General features: G+C 60.9%; 15 protein-coding genes. 7 read left to right on the top strand and 8 right to left on the bottom strand.

Annotated features, from left to right (window positions below):
• Positions 1 to 164: 164 nt before the first annotated feature.
• A complete protein-coding gene (locus ACZ89E_RS04905; protein ID WP_149661367.1) occupies positions 165 to 1,184 on the top strand; it encodes a branched-chain amino acid aminotransferase in 1,020 nt (339 codons plus the stop codon).
• 59 nt (positions 1,185 to 1,243) lie between these two features.
• Here ACZ89E_RS04905 and ACZ89E_RS04900 read toward each other — a convergent pair whose 3' ends face one another.
• Together ACZ89E_RS04900 and ACZ89E_RS04895 are read right to left on the bottom strand one after the other, a co-directional pair.
• On the bottom strand, positions 1,244 to 2,068 hold the full coding sequence (locus ACZ89E_RS04900; protein ID WP_476254993.1) for a TIGR03915 family putative DNA repair protein: 825 nt from the start codon (positions 2,066 to 2,068) through the stop codon (positions 1,244 to 1,246).
• The gene (locus ACZ89E_RS04895) at positions 2,065 to 3,285 is read right to left on the bottom strand and encodes a putative DNA modification/repair radical SAM protein (protein ID WP_476254992.1); all 1,221 of its coding nucleotides are present in this window, start codon (positions 3,283 to 3,285) and stop codon (positions 2,065 to 2,067) included. The genes ACZ89E_RS04900 and ACZ89E_RS04895 overlap by 4 nt, the downstream gene beginning before the upstream one ends.
• A 158-nt stretch (positions 3,286 to 3,443) precedes the next feature.
• On the opposite strand from ACZ89E_RS04895, the gene ACZ89E_RS04890 reads away from it, so the two are divergent.
• A complete protein-coding gene (locus tag ACZ89E_RS04890; protein WP_476254991.1) occupies positions 3,444 to 3,785 on the top strand; it encodes a hypothetical protein in 342 nt (113 codons plus the stop codon).
• Here the strand turns inward: ACZ89E_RS04890 and ACZ89E_RS04885 are convergent.
• A complete protein-coding gene (locus ACZ89E_RS04885; RefSeq protein WP_149661364.1) occupies positions 3,731 to 4,489 on the bottom strand; it encodes an ArsR/SmtB family transcription factor in 759 nt (252 codons plus the stop codon). The genes ACZ89E_RS04890 and ACZ89E_RS04885 overlap by 55 nt on opposite strands.
• Before the next feature lie 82 nt (positions 4,490 to 4,571).
• Here ACZ89E_RS04885 and ACZ89E_RS04880 point away from each other — a divergent pair, with 82 nt between their 5' ends.
• A complete protein-coding gene (locus ACZ89E_RS04880) occupies positions 4,572 to 5,681 on the top strand; it encodes a cytochrome P450 (RefSeq protein ID WP_476254990.1) in 1,110 nt (369 codons plus the stop codon).
• Between the two features lie 4 nt (positions 5,682 to 5,685).
• On the opposite strand, the gene dmeF is transcribed toward ACZ89E_RS04880, so the two are convergent.
• The 3 genes from dmeF to ACZ89E_RS04865 form a co-directional block, all read right to left on the bottom strand.
• Entirely contained in the window at positions 5,686 to 6,612 is a 927-nt protein-coding gene (dmeF, locus tag ACZ89E_RS04875; RefSeq protein WP_476254989.1) for a CDF family Co(II)/Ni(II) efflux transporter DmeF, read from the bottom strand.
• Between the two features lie 11 nt (positions 6,613 to 6,623).
• Positions 6,624 to 6,899, bottom strand: coding sequence for a metal/formaldehyde-sensitive transcriptional repressor (locus ACZ89E_RS04870; RefSeq protein WP_149661361.1), 276 nt, complete (start codon positions 6,897 to 6,899; stop codon positions 6,624 to 6,626).
• A gap of 267 nt (positions 6,900 to 7,166) precedes the next feature.
• Positions 7,167 to 7,505, bottom strand: a complete 339-nt coding sequence (locus ACZ89E_RS04865; protein ID WP_476254988.1) for an FKBP-type peptidyl-prolyl cis-trans isomerase — start codon at positions 7,503 to 7,505, stop codon at positions 7,167 to 7,169.
• 175 nt (positions 7,506 to 7,680) lie between these two features.
• On the opposite strand from ACZ89E_RS04865, the gene ACZ89E_RS04860 reads away from it, so the two are divergent.
• Positions 7,681 to 8,745 (top strand): diguanylate cyclase domain-containing protein, encoded by a 1,065-nt coding sequence (locus tag ACZ89E_RS04860; protein ID WP_476254987.1) that lies wholly within the window; start codon positions 7,681 to 7,683, stop codon positions 8,743 to 8,745.
• Positions 8,746 to 8,756: 11 nt separating this feature from the next.
• Here ACZ89E_RS04860 and ACZ89E_RS04855 read toward each other — a convergent pair whose 3' ends face one another.
• A complete protein-coding gene (locus ACZ89E_RS04855) occupies positions 8,757 to 9,065 on the bottom strand; it encodes an RcnB family protein (RefSeq protein WP_463257653.1) in 309 nt (102 codons plus the stop codon).
• Between the two features lie 149 nt (positions 9,066 to 9,214).
• Between ACZ89E_RS04855 and ACZ89E_RS04850 the strand changes: the two genes are divergently transcribed.
• The 3 genes from ACZ89E_RS04850 to ACZ89E_RS04840 all read left to right on the top strand — a co-directional run bounded on the left by ACZ89E_RS04850 (position 9,215) and on the right by ACZ89E_RS04840 (position 12,066).
• Positions 9,215 to 9,820 (top strand): DJ-1/PfpI family protein, encoded by a 606-nt coding sequence (locus ACZ89E_RS04850; protein WP_476254986.1) that lies wholly within the window; start codon positions 9,215 to 9,217, stop codon positions 9,818 to 9,820.
• A gap of 155 nt (positions 9,821 to 9,975) precedes the next feature.
• Positions 9,976 to 11,268 carry an MFS transporter gene (gene tcuC, locus ACZ89E_RS04845; RefSeq protein WP_149661356.1) on the top strand — a complete coding sequence of 431 codons (1,293 nt, stop codon included), beginning with the start codon at positions 9,976 to 9,978 and terminating at the stop codon, positions 11,266 to 11,268.
• Between the two features lie 27 nt (positions 11,269 to 11,295).
• Positions 11,296 to 12,066: a substrate-binding domain-containing protein gene (locus tag ACZ89E_RS04840; protein ID WP_149661355.1), complete on the top strand. Its 771-nt coding sequence runs from the start codon at positions 11,296 to 11,298 to the stop codon at positions 12,064 to 12,066.
• Here ACZ89E_RS04840 and ACZ89E_RS04835 read toward each other — a convergent pair.
• Entirely contained in the window at positions 12,056 to 12,964 is a 909-nt protein-coding gene (locus ACZ89E_RS04835) for a LysR family transcriptional regulator (protein ID WP_149661354.1), read from the bottom strand. The genes ACZ89E_RS04840 and ACZ89E_RS04835 overlap by 11 nt on opposite strands.
• Positions 12,965 to 12,984: the final 20 nt, after the last annotated feature.

Raw genomic sequence — 12,984 nt, 5'->3', positions numbered from 1 at the left:
GGCATTCCCACGCGGAGCGTGGGAACGATCAGCGCGCGGGGAACGATCAAAGGAATGCATTCCAGGCTGCGAAACCGGCCCGGAATGAAGTATTGTTGTCCCCATCCAAAAAAACGTCAGAAGCCTTGAACCGTTTCGGCGGTTGTTCAGTGATAGAGGGTGTCATGGGTAACGAGAGCATCAATTGGGACAAGCTGGGTTTTGACTACATCAAGACCGACAAACGCTATCTGTCGTACTGGCGCAATGGCGAGTGGGACGCAGGCACCCTGACCGAAGATAACGTGCTGCACATCAGCGAAGGCTCGACTGCCCTTCACTATGGCCAGCAATGCTTCGAAGGCATGAAGGCTTATCGTTGCAAGGACGGCTCGATCAACCTGTTCCGCCCGGACCAGAACGCCCTGCGCATGCAACGCAGCTGCGCACGCCTGCTGATGCCGTTTGTGGAAACCGAGCAGTTCATCGAAGCCTGCAAAGCCGTGGTTCGCGCCAACGAGCGTTTCATCCCGCCTTACGGCACTGGCGGCGCGCTGTACCTGCGTCCGTTCGTGATCGGCGTGGGTGACAACATCGGCGTGCGTACCGCCCCTGAGTTCATCTTCTCGATCTTCGCGATTCCGGTCGGCGCTTACTTCAAGGGCGGCCTGACTCCGCACAACTTCCTGATCTCCAGCTACGACCGCGCCGCCCCACAAGGCACCGGTGCGGCCAAGGTCGGTGGCAACTATGCCGCCAGCCTGATGCCCGGCTCCCAAGCCAAGAAGGCGCACTTCGCTGACTGCATCTACCTGGACCCGATGACCCACACCAAAATCGAGGAAGTCGGTTCGGCCAACTTCTTCGGGATCACCCACGACAACAAGTTCGTGACCCCGAACTCGCCGTCGGTCCTGCCAGGCATCACCCGCCTGTCGTTGATCGAACTGGCAAAATCGCGTCTGGGTCTGGAAGTGATCGAAGGCGATGTGCTGATCGACAAACTGTCGGACTTCAAGGAAGCCGGCGCCTGCGGCACCGCTGCCGTAATCACCCCGATCGGCGGCATCAGCTACAACGACCACCTGCACGTGTTCCACAGCGAAACCGAAGTCGGCCCGGTCACCCAGAAGCTCTACAAAGAGCTGACCGGCGTACAGACCGGCGACATCGAAGCGCCAGCGGGCTGGATCGTCAAGGTTTGACCTGACGTCCGTTGCACAAAAGCCCCCCATCGAGTGATCGATGTGGGGCTTTTTGATCTTCAGCGCTTCATGCCAATCCGTTTCCCCTGCCTCCCGGCAATCCCGCTCGCCTGCCCGTCCTGCTGCTTACCCGTGCGCGCCTGGGTGATCAACCCCGGAATCAACACGCCTTCGGGCAGGTTCTTCCAGAACCGCGCTGGCAAATGCCCTTGCATGACCTTCGGGTTCAACCGCGCCGGGTTGAAGATGTGGCTGTAGTAGGTCAGCCACATATCGCCGTGGGGATCGTCGACGTTCTGCGCCAGTTGTTGCCATTCAACCGGGCATTGGCGTTGGTGGATCAACTGCTCGCCATCGTAATAGACGCCGTCGCGGGGTGTGGCGATCAACCAGCGGTGGCGGCCCATGCGCCCGACAAAGTGCTCGCTGGCGCTGTGCAGGATGTCGTGGGCCGGTTCATGCCACGCCACGTATTGCGGGCCTTCGGCATGCTTGGGCCGCTCGACGAACCGCACAAACGCATGCAAATGATGGGCTTCGCGCTGCACCTGCTTGATCCGCCGCTGCAGCTCACTGCCGAGCTTGTCACCGGCCAGCATCGCCGTGCGATCACCATGACTGACCCGCCACAACACCTCATAGAGCAGGCTCCAGCGCTGATCGCCACGATAACGGGCGGCGCTCTCCAGGATGCCGAGCAAGGCCAATGGAATACGCGCCTGAAACGGGCCATTGCCAGCGGGCGGCGCATCGTCGCTGGCAAACAGGTCGGTGACGCCTTCCGACGCCCAGCTGACCAGGCTCGGATCGATCTCATGGCTGAGCAACCACCGCGCCTGTTGCCGCCAGGTGTCGAACAGGTCGTCACAGTCCAGGCTGATCATCCCCACAACCCCATTTGTTGCGGTTGCGGCCGGTCCCGCAGTTGCTGATAGAGCAAATGGCTGGTGACTTCCGCCTGCTGGGGGTGGTAATCGCTGGTGATAAAGAACGGCTTGGCCTTGGCCAGCACGCAACGCATGCGCGCCAGGTCTTCATAGCGTATGCGCCGTTGTTGGCGCAGCTCCACCAGACGTTCGGTGGTGCGCAGGCCAATCCCTGGAATCCGCGCGATCAACGAAGCCTCAGCGCGATTGAGGTCCAGGGGAAACACGTCGCGATTCTCCAGCGCCCAGGCCAGTTTCGGGTCGATGTCCAGGGCCAGATCCCCCGGTCCCTTGAACAACTCGCCAGCGGTGAAGCCGTAGCTGCGCAGCAGAAAATCGGCCTGATACAAACGGTGTTCGCGCATCAGCGGCGGCGCCGCCAGGGGCACACTTTTCGGGCTGTTGGGGATCGGGCTGAACGCCGAGTAATAGACCCGCCGCAGGCGATAGCTGCCATACAGCGCCTGGGCGCTGTGGAGGATGGTGCTGTCATCGGTGTCATCGGCGCCGACGATCATCTGCGTGCTCTGCCCGGCCGGGGCGAATTTCGGTGACCGAGGTTCATTGAGCACGGTTTGCTCGCCGGTGTAGATGGTCTGCATCGCCTGCTTGATCGAGCCCAGTTGCTTTTCCGGGGCCAGGGTTTGCAGGCTGAGGTCGGTCGGCAGTTCGATATTGACGCTCAACCGGTCGGCATAGCGCCCTGCTTCGGCAATCAGCGCCGGATCGGCTTCGGGAATGGTCTTGAGGTGGATATAGCCGCGAAACTCATGTTCTTCGCGCAACAGCCTGGCCACGCGGATCAGTTGTTCCATGGTGTAGTCGGCCGAGCGGATGATCCCCGAACTGAGAAACAAGCCGCTGACGCAGTTGCGACGGTAGAAATCCAGGGTCAACGTCACCACTTCTTCCGGACTGAATCGCGCCCGAGGCACATCGCTGGAACGGCGATTGACGCAATACTGGCAGTCGTAGAGGCAGAAGTTGGTCAGCAGAATCTTCAGCAACGAAACACACCGCCCGTCCGGCGTATAGCTGTGGCAAATCCCCATGCCATCGGTGGAACCCAGCCCGCTTTTGCCTTCGGAGCTGCGCTTGGGCGCGCCACTGCTGGCGCAGGACGCGTCGTACTTGGCGGCGTCGGCGAGAATGCTGAGCTTGTCGATGAGTTCCATGGGGCACGCCTTATACTGTTCGGATATACAGTATAGCTTCGCCCTGCGACGCACAACCCGCAGATGCACCCCTCGTCGGATCAGAGGAAATCGGCGCCCGCCTCAATTCATTACTAAACTTGCGGCGTGCAACCGCCATCGACAGGTATCGACAAACCATGGGCAAATTCTGGCGCAAGTATCTGGCCTTGCTGGACACCGACTTCACCACGCAGGTGTTCGACAACATCAAGAACCTGCTGGTCTGCGCTTTACTGTTTGCGGCGGGCACCAATGCGTTGCACAGCGAACATCACCCGTACATGGGGCTGCTCACCTCGGACGTCGCGGGCTGGGCGCTGATCGCGGTCTCTGCGCTACTGATGCTGCTCAGCGTCAGCGACGGCTTGCGTCGCTTGTCACGACTGCCCTATCACGCGGCGTTCCAAGTGATTCTGTTTTTGATCTACCTGGTGCTGGCGGTGCGGGTGGTGGAGTACGTCTGGGATTTCCGGGCGTAGGAAAGATCGGCCGGTAACACCAGATCAAACCGCACCCCCATCTCCTTGCGCCCCGCCGCCGTCAATGCCAACGCCCGACTGTCCAGGCCTTGGGTCACCCATTTACGCTTGATCGCCACCTGCAACAACGCCGCCCCGAGCGAACCACCCAGATGCGGCCGACGCATGCTCCAGTCCAGGCACGGGCAGGCAAAGCGACGACGCATCGTGCTCAAGTCTTTGACTTCGATGCCCAAGCCTTCAAACAACGCCTCACCGCTGTCACTCAGCTGATAAACCTGCTCGTCAGTCTCCAGCAACCACCCCGCCTCAATCATCCGGTCATGCAGCAACACCGCCAGGGTGCCGGCCATGTGGTCGTAGCAGGTGCGGGCGAATTGCAGGCGATCAGGGGTGCGCGAATTGAAAGTGGGCGCGGCGTTCTGGCCGATCACCATCAAGGCTTCCAGCGCCTGGGCCACGCGTTTGTCGGCGAGGCTGTAATACCGATGGCGGCCCTGGACGTGCAGCCGCACCAGCGCCGATTCCTTGAGCTTGGCCAAATGCGCACTGGCCGTGGAGGCGCTGACCTCGGCAATCGCCGCCAGCTCGGTGCTGGTGCGGGCGTGGCCGTCCATCAGCGAACAGAGGATCTTTGTCCGGGCCGGCTCCGCAATCGCGGCGGCAACCTGAGAGACGCCGATGTCGTGCTGTTCAACGTTCATATTTCGCTCCCGGACGAATCAAGGCCGTTGTGAACTGGAGATAGTAGCAACACTTTCCCCACCACAAACAAGGCTGCGACCCATGGACCCGATCATCGCTGCGACTCATGCCGATCCTTATCCCTATTACGCGCAATTGCGTGCAGAGGGCGGGCTGGTTTTTCATCAAGGACTGAAGTTATGGGTCGCCAGCAGTGCCGCGACCGTGGCGGCGGTGTTGGCGCATCCTACTTGCCATGTGCGCCCGGCCGGTGAGCCAGTGCCCAAGACGATTGTTGACGGTTTGGCCGGCGAAGTATTTGGGCGGTTGATGCGGATGAATGAAGGTGAACGGCAGCGCTGTCCCCGGGCGGCGATTGAGCCGGGGTTGGCGTTGATCGACCCTGTCGAAATACAAGGGTTGGTCAGTGCACGGTTGATCACCCCGGACGCCGAGGGCTTATCAAAAGCCATGTTTTATGGCCCGGTGTGCGTGGTCGCGACGTTGCTCGGGTTCTCCCCCGCCCAGACCCGAGAGGTCAACGAATTGACCGCTGACTTCGTGGCCTGTCTGTCGCCGCTGAGCACTCGTCTTCAACTGGACCGCGCTCACGAGGCGGCTGAGCAATTGCGGGGGCATTTCTTCGAATTGCTGGATGACCCGGACGTGCACAGCCCTGTGTTAAATGGCATCAAGCAACGCTTCGCTTCTTCGGACAACGAAATGCTGATCGCCAACCTGATCGGCCTGTGCTCGCAAACCTATGAGGCCACGGCCGGGTTGATTGGCAATGCGCTGGTGGCATTGATTCGCGCTCCGCTGTTGCTGCGCGATGTTGACTCGTTCCTGGCCGAAGTCCAACGCCTCGACCCCTCAGTCCAGAACACCCGCCGCTTCGTCGTCGCGCCTTGCGTAATCGACGGTATCAACCTGAACCCCGGCGACACCATTCTGGTGCTGCTGGCCTCGGCCAATCGCGATCCGCAGCTCAACGAGCAACCCGATACATTCATCGTCGACCGCCCAAACCGTCGCAGCTTCACCTTCGGCGCGGGCCGCCATCAATGTCCGGGGCAGACATTGGCGTTGAGCATTGCCAGCGCCACATTGAGGCAAATCCTGGCGATAAATCCTGCGCTGGACGGTTTGACCTGGCACTACCGCCCGTCCCTGAATGGTCGGATTCCACTGTTGACCGAAGCCCAAGCCTGATCACTCAGGCGACGCGGTATTCCACCGTCAGGTGCGACAACTCATGAACAGGCGCCAAACGCTCGCGAATGGCATCTGCACTGACACTGGCCGCCGCCACCACGCTGACGATCGCCGCCCGGGCGTCAGGCCCGACCTGCCAGACGTGCAGGTCGCTGATGGTCACGTCGCCGGGGGTTTCCAGCAGTTCGCGGATTTCTCCGGCCACGTGTTCGTCGGTGGCATCGAGCAGCACGGCGGCGCTGTCGCGCATCAGGCCGTAGGCCCATTTCGCGATGACGACGGCGCCGACGATGCCCATGACCGGATCGAGCCAGACCCAACCCAGATAGCGGCCGGCCAGCAACGCGGCGATGGCGAGGACCGAGGTCAAGGCATCGGCCAGCACGTGGACGTAGGCGGAACGCAGGTTGTTATCGTGATGATGACCGTGGTCGTGGCTGTGCCCGTGATCATGGCCGTGATGCCCATGATTGCCCGCCAGCAGGAAGGCACTGACGACGTTCACCGCCAGCCCCACCACGGCAATGATCGTCGCCTCGGTGAAGGCCACGGTGGTGGGTTGAAACAGACGCAGGATGGACTCGCCAGCAATGCCCAGCGACACCAGCCCCAGCACCATGGCCGAGGCAAACCCAGCCAGGTCGCCGACCTTGCCGGTGCCGAAACTGAAGCGCGCATTACTCGCGTGGCGCCGGGCAAACCCGTAAGCCGCCGCCGCGATGCCCAGGGCCACCGCATGGGTGGCCATGTGAAAACCATCGGCCAGCAACGCCATTGAACCGGTGATATAACCGGCGGCGATTTCGCCAATCATCATCACGAACGTCAACGCCACCACCCACAACGTGCGGCGGCCGTTTTCATCGTGGGAGGCGCCGAGGAACATGTGATCGTGCGTAAAACGAGAAGCCTGGGGTGTCAGTGTCATGGTAATCGACCCTACTTCGAATAACGGCGGATGGCTTGCAGCAACTCTTCCACGCCCTGGGCGCGCTCTTCGTTGCTGAGGTCGGGATGGGCCACGTGCTCACGGGCGTGGGCGTCGATGAACTGGTCCATCAAACCATTGACCGCGCCACGGATCGCCGCCACCAGATGCAGGGTCTTGGCGCAATCGGCATCGGATTCCAAGGCCTTCTCCACCGCTTGCACCTGCCCGGCAATGCGCCGGACGCGATTGAGCAGATCATCCTTGTGTTCGTGAATGTGCGACATACCTATACCCCATACCCCTATGTGGCGCGCATAGTCTCTGGAATAGCCCAGGGCGGCAAGGATTTATTCAAGGTTTTTCTGGTGGCCTGACGAACAACGCGATCTTTTGATCTTCATTCGCCAAACCATGAGAGATCCTCCGCCGAAAACGAGAAAAGCCCTGCAAGCGTAAACCTGCAGGGCTTCTCGGTCAGGCTGACCATCTCATTAAACCCGCCCTCCCATAGCACCGGGATGGCGGGTCTTGTCATCTCAAATCACAGCCAATCAATCATCCCGCGTCAAAACTTCCAACAACTCAATCTCAAAAACCAGATTCGAATTCGGCGTAATCGCGCCCATCGTCCGTTCGCCATAGGCTAAATGCGCCGGCACCAGCAGCTTGCGCTTGCCACCGACCTGCATGCCCACAATCCCCTGGTCCCAGCCTTTAATAACCCGACCCGTCCCGATCACACACTGAAAAGGCTTGCCACGGCTATAGGAAGAATCGAACTCGGTGCCGTCTTCCAGCCATCCGCGATATTGCGTGGTGATCAGTGCGCCTTTGACCGCTGCTTTGCCGTCGCCCAGTTCAAGGTCGATTACCTGAAGCTCATCATTCATTACATGCACTCGTCTGTTGTCTCCCCCGGAGGGACTTAATGGCCGCCGTTTTCCCAGAATCGCGGGCAATTGGCAACTGTTCGGCGCGGTTTAGCTCTATTTCCGACCGTAACCCTGAACTAAGCTAAGCACCATCAACCCCACGGTTAAAACACCCGATGATGGCCATCCCTGAATGAGTGTCCTCTGGATCTGCGCTGCCATCGGCTTAGTGATGCTTGCCGTGCTGATTGTGCTGGTCTGCCGCCAGTCTGTCCTGCGACGGCAGTTGGAGGAATGCCGCGCGCTGATCGCCAGCCTGTCCACGGCGAAAAATATTCACCTGGACGGTGACGCCGAACGCTTCAAACGCAGCCAGTACTTCGCCCGCATCGGCACCTGGGACTGGGACGTGGACACGGACACGCTGTATTGGTCGGACGCGATCTACGGCATGTTCGGGTTCAAGACCGGTGAAGTCACGCCCTCCTACGCCTTGTTCTGTTCCTGCGTACACCCGGACGACCGGGCCAAGGTCCGCGCCGGCGAGTTGCGTTGCCTGGAAACCGGCGAAAACCATGACGAGGAATACCGCGTGGTCTGGCCCGACGGCACCATCCGCTGGCTGCGCGAGACTGGCAATGTGGTGAAAAACGATCACGACACCACGATCAAAATGATGGGTGTGGTCCGCGACATCACCGAAGAAAAAGCCTCCGCCAGCTACCTGCAACACTTGGCCTATTACGACCCGCTGACTGGCCTGCCCAATCGCCTGGTGCTTGAAGAACGCCTGTCTAAAGCGCTGGAACAGGCGCGCATCAGCGCGACACGGGTGGCGCTGGTGTTTGTCGACCTCAATGGTTTCAAGGCGATCAACGACCATTACGGGCATGCGGCCGGCGACCGGGTACTGGTCACCACCGCCACGCGGCTCAAACGCATCCTGCGCTCAACCGACACCGTGGCCCGGATTGGCGGCGACGAATTCGTGGTGATCCTCCAGGGCCTGCCGCCCGGCATTAATCTGCAAGACGAAGCGCGCAGCATCTGCCAGAAAATCTTCGTCGAACTCTCACCGCCGGTGACGATTGGCAATGATCAGCGCCACATTGGCACCAGCCTGGGCGTCGCGGTGTTCCCGGACCATGCGCCGAGCATGGACCGGTTGATTCACATTGCAGATTTGGCGATGTATGAGGCCAAGCGCAGTGGGAATAATCAGTATCGGTTGGGCATCCAGGCGTTGAGTCCTAGTTAGTGACGGACGAACTAACGCTCCACCGGCGTAACATCCACGATCGTCCCGCTGGTAATCAACACCATCATGTACTTGTCATTGATCTGCACCCACTGCGCGTCAGACGCCGGCGCCTTCAGACCTTTGGCCTTCCAGTTCTTCACGGCTTTTTCGCTGCGCTGATAGACCTCCGGCGCACGGTCGCCTTTCACCAGGCTGCGGGCGTTGTTGGCGCCGGGCTGGACGGTTTTCTGCGCTGTTTCGGCGGCCTGGACGATAGGACTGATTGCGGCAATACCGGCGACAAGGGCGAGGCTGGCGATAAGGGTTTTGCTGTTCATCGGTGAACCTCTTGGGATGTCGTGACTACTGAGTTCCGACTGCGCTCGTGGCGAATCATTCCTTACTGTAGCGATGATTCTGCAACTGACTGTACTGGAGGTGTCGCGCCGGCTCGGCGTAGGCTACGAAAAAGCCAGCAGGATTCGCCATGCACGTCGCCATTCTGACCTTCGATGGTTTCAACGAACTGGACTCCCTGATCGCCTACGGCATGCTCAGCCGGATTTCGCTGTTGGGGGATCAGGACTGGCGGGTGAGTATCGCCTCGCCAACACCGCGTGTGACGTCGATGAACGGTTTGACCATCGATGCGCACATCGATCTGCAGCAAGCCTGCACAGCCGATGCGGTGTTGATCGGCAGTGGCCGCAAGACCCGCGAAGTGGCCGACAACCCGGAGATCATGGCGCAGTTGCAATTCGACCCGGCGCGGCAACTGCTTGGGGCGCAATGCTCCGGCACGTTCCTGCTGGCCAGGCTCGGGTTGCTCGGCGATGCCCCGGCCTGCACCGACGCGATCAGCAAGCCCTGGGTGCAAGCGGCCGGGGTCAATGTGGTCAATCAAGCGTTCTACGCCAATGGCAATATCGCCACGGCCGGTGGCTGTTTGGCGTCGCAATACTTGTCGGCGTGGTTTCTGGCCCGGCTCAAAGGCACGCAAGCCGCGCGGGAAGTGCTGCACAATTTCGCGCCGGTGGGCGAGAAAGACGACTATGTCGCGCGGGCGTTTGCGCACATCGAAGCGAACCTGTAGCGGCATAATCCACAATGTATTGATCCACTTCGCACATCAATACATGCCAACTATGCAATTAACATATCGATGCCTCTGCTCCACTATCCGCCCCAATAAGAACCGTGCGCCGCTCCCACGCAGCGCACGTCATAAAAGCGGTGGAGTACAGATCAATGACAGCCTCAATCCCTTCCGGGCGCTCCCGGGCCAGTGCGATTTTCCGGGTCACCTCGGGTAACTTCCTGGAACAGTTCGACTTCTTCCTTTTCGGCTTTTACGCCACGCAGATTGCTGCCGTGTTCTTCCCGGCCAGCAGCGAATTCGCCTCCCTGATGATGACCTTCGCGGTGTTCGGCGCCGGGTTCCTGATGCGCCCGCTCGGCGCCGTGGTGCTGGGTGCGTACATCGATGATGTGGGCCGGCGCAAAGGCTTGATCGTGACGTTGTCGATCATGGCCAGCGGGACGATCCTGATTGTGCTGGTGCCCGGTTACGAGACCATCGGGCTGTTCGCCCCCGCCATTGTGTTGATTGGCCGCTTGCTGCAAGGCTTCTCGGCCGGTGCGGAAATGGGCGGTGTCTCGGTGTACCTCTCGGAGATCGCCACGCCAGGCAACAAAGGCTTTTTCACCAGTTGGCAGTCGGCCAGCCAGCAAGTGGCGATCATCGTCGCCGCAGCGCTGGGCTATGGGCTGAACCAATGGATGGCGCCAACGATGATTGCCGATTGGGGCTGGCGGATTCCGTTCTTCGTCGGCTGCATGATCGTGCCGTTCATTTTCTTCCTGCGCCGCAACCTCGAAGAAACCGCCGAGTTCGCTGCGCGCAAACACCGCCCGAGCATGGGTGAAGTGTTCCGAACCTTGGCGCAGAACTGGGGGATCGTGCTCGGCGGGATGATGATGGTCGCCCTGACCACCACCGCGTTTTACCTGATCACCGTGTACGCCCCGACCTTCGGCAAAACCGTGTTGCACCTGAGCACGTCCGATGCGCTGCTGGTGACGTTGCTGGTCGGTGTTTCGAACTTTTTCTGGCTGCCGATTGGCGGGGCCTTGTCCGACCGCATCGGCCGGCGTCCGGTGCTGATCGCCATGGCGCTGCTGACCCTGGCGACGGCCTATCCGGCGCTGACCTATCTGGTGAACGCACCGAGCTTCCTCAACATGCTGCTGGTGTTGCTGTGGCTGTCGTTCATTTATGGCTTGTACAACGGCGCGATGATCGCCGCACTCACTGAGATCATGCCGGTGGAAGTGCGGGTCGCCGGGTTCTCCCTGGCGTACAGCCTGGCGACGGCGGTGTTTGGTGGGTTCACTCCAGCGATGTCGACCTTGCTGATCCAGTACACCGGCGACAAGGCCGCACCCGGTTACTGGATGAGTTTCGCGGCGCTCTGCGCCCTCTGCGCGACCTTGTTTCTCTATCGCCGCTCCACCGGCCGCCTGCAACCGGCCGTGTCCTGACCCACCTTTGACTGCGAGAACTATTCGATGAAAACGCTGTTCAACTACGCCGCCCTGCTGCTCATCGCGGGTCTGAGCACCATTGCCCAGGCCGAAGAGCTCCACGTGATGACCTCCGGCGGCTTTACCGCGGCTTACAAAATCCTCGGTCCGCAATTCGCCAAGTCCACCGGCAATACCCTCGACACCGCCCTTGGCCCCTCGATGGGCAAGGCGCCGGAAGCGATCCCCAATCGCCTGGCGCGCGGTGAACACGCCGACGTGGTGATCATGGTCGGCTACGCACTGGACGAGTTGATCAAACAAGGCAAAGTCGACCCCGCGTCACGGGTGGAACTGGCGGACTCGCGGATCGGCCTGGTGGTGCGCGAAGGCGCGGCAAAACCTGATATCAGCTCTGTGGAAGGTTTGAAAAAGACCCTGCTCGATGCCCGATCGGTGGCCTACTCCGACAGCGCCAGCGGTGTGTACATCGAGGAGCAGTTGTTCAAAAAACTCGGCATCGAAGACCAGCTCAAGCCGAAGTCGAAGATGATTCCGAAAATCCCGGTGGGCTCGGTCGTTGCCACTGGCGACTACCAACTGGGCTTCCAGCAGGTCAGCGAACTGTTGCCGGTGCCGGGGGTGAGTTTTGTGGCGAAGATTCCCGAGTCGGTGCAATCGGTGACGCGTTTTGCCGCCGGCATTCCGGTGGGCGCGCAACACCCCGCGCAAGCCAAGGCGTTGCTCGATTACCTGGCCTCCCCGGCCGTGCAGCCGCAGGTGCAAGCCACCGGCCTGGATTCGGTCACCCGCTGATCGGCTGGATTTTCATTTCCACCACCAGCCGTTCCAGTTCCAGGGCTGCCGGGGTCAAGGTGCGACCCCGGCGTTTGATCAGCCCGACACTGCGCATCACCTGCGGATCGGTCAGCGGCACCCGCGTCAGAATCGGGTGGTCCTGCGCCGGCATCGCCATCATCGGCACCGCCGCCACGCCCAATCCCGCCTCCACCAGCCCGATCATCGTCGTGACGTGACGGGTTTCACAGATGCTCGGCCGCTGCGGCACCACGCCGGCCAGCGCCTGATCCAGCAAAAAACGGTTGCCCGAGGTCTTGTCGAGCGAGATGTAGTCCTGCCGGTAAAACTCGTCCCACGTCACGCTGCTGCGCCCGGCCAACGGATGATCGCGGCGACAGGCCACCACATAACCTTCTTGCACCAAGGGTTCGAAATCGACCTCGGCCTCCAGCGTGCCCATGAAACTCAAACCGAAATCCGCCTCGCCGTTGACCACTGCGCTGAGTACATCGTGGGCGCTGGAATCGAGGACCTTGACCTTGATCCGTGGAAATTGCCGGTGGTAGTGGGCAATCACCCGCGGCATGAAGTAGTACGCCGCCGACGGCACACACGCAACGGTGACGTGGCCCAGCCGGGTCGAGGAGACTTCGCTGATGCCGAGCAGCGCCACGTCCAGGTCGTCCAGCAAACGCTCGACGCTGGGAATGAAGCCGCGCCCGGCCTGGGTCAGACTGACCTTGCGCGTGGTGCGTTCGAACAGCTTCACACCGAGGGCATCTTCAAGTTTTTCGATGCGCCGGCTCAGGGCAGGCTGGGAAATGCGCACGGTGTCGGCGGCCTTGCGGAAACTGCCCTGCTCGACCACGGCGCGAAAGGCTTGCAGGTCGTTGAGGTCGAAATTGATGGCCATGTTGCGCACTCGCAGGACGG

Source organism: Pseudomonas sp. TE3899 (assembly GCF_056279105.1).
The sequence above is the reverse complement of the archived record's forward strand: the minus strand, read 5'-3'. Positions and strand labels throughout refer to the sequence as shown.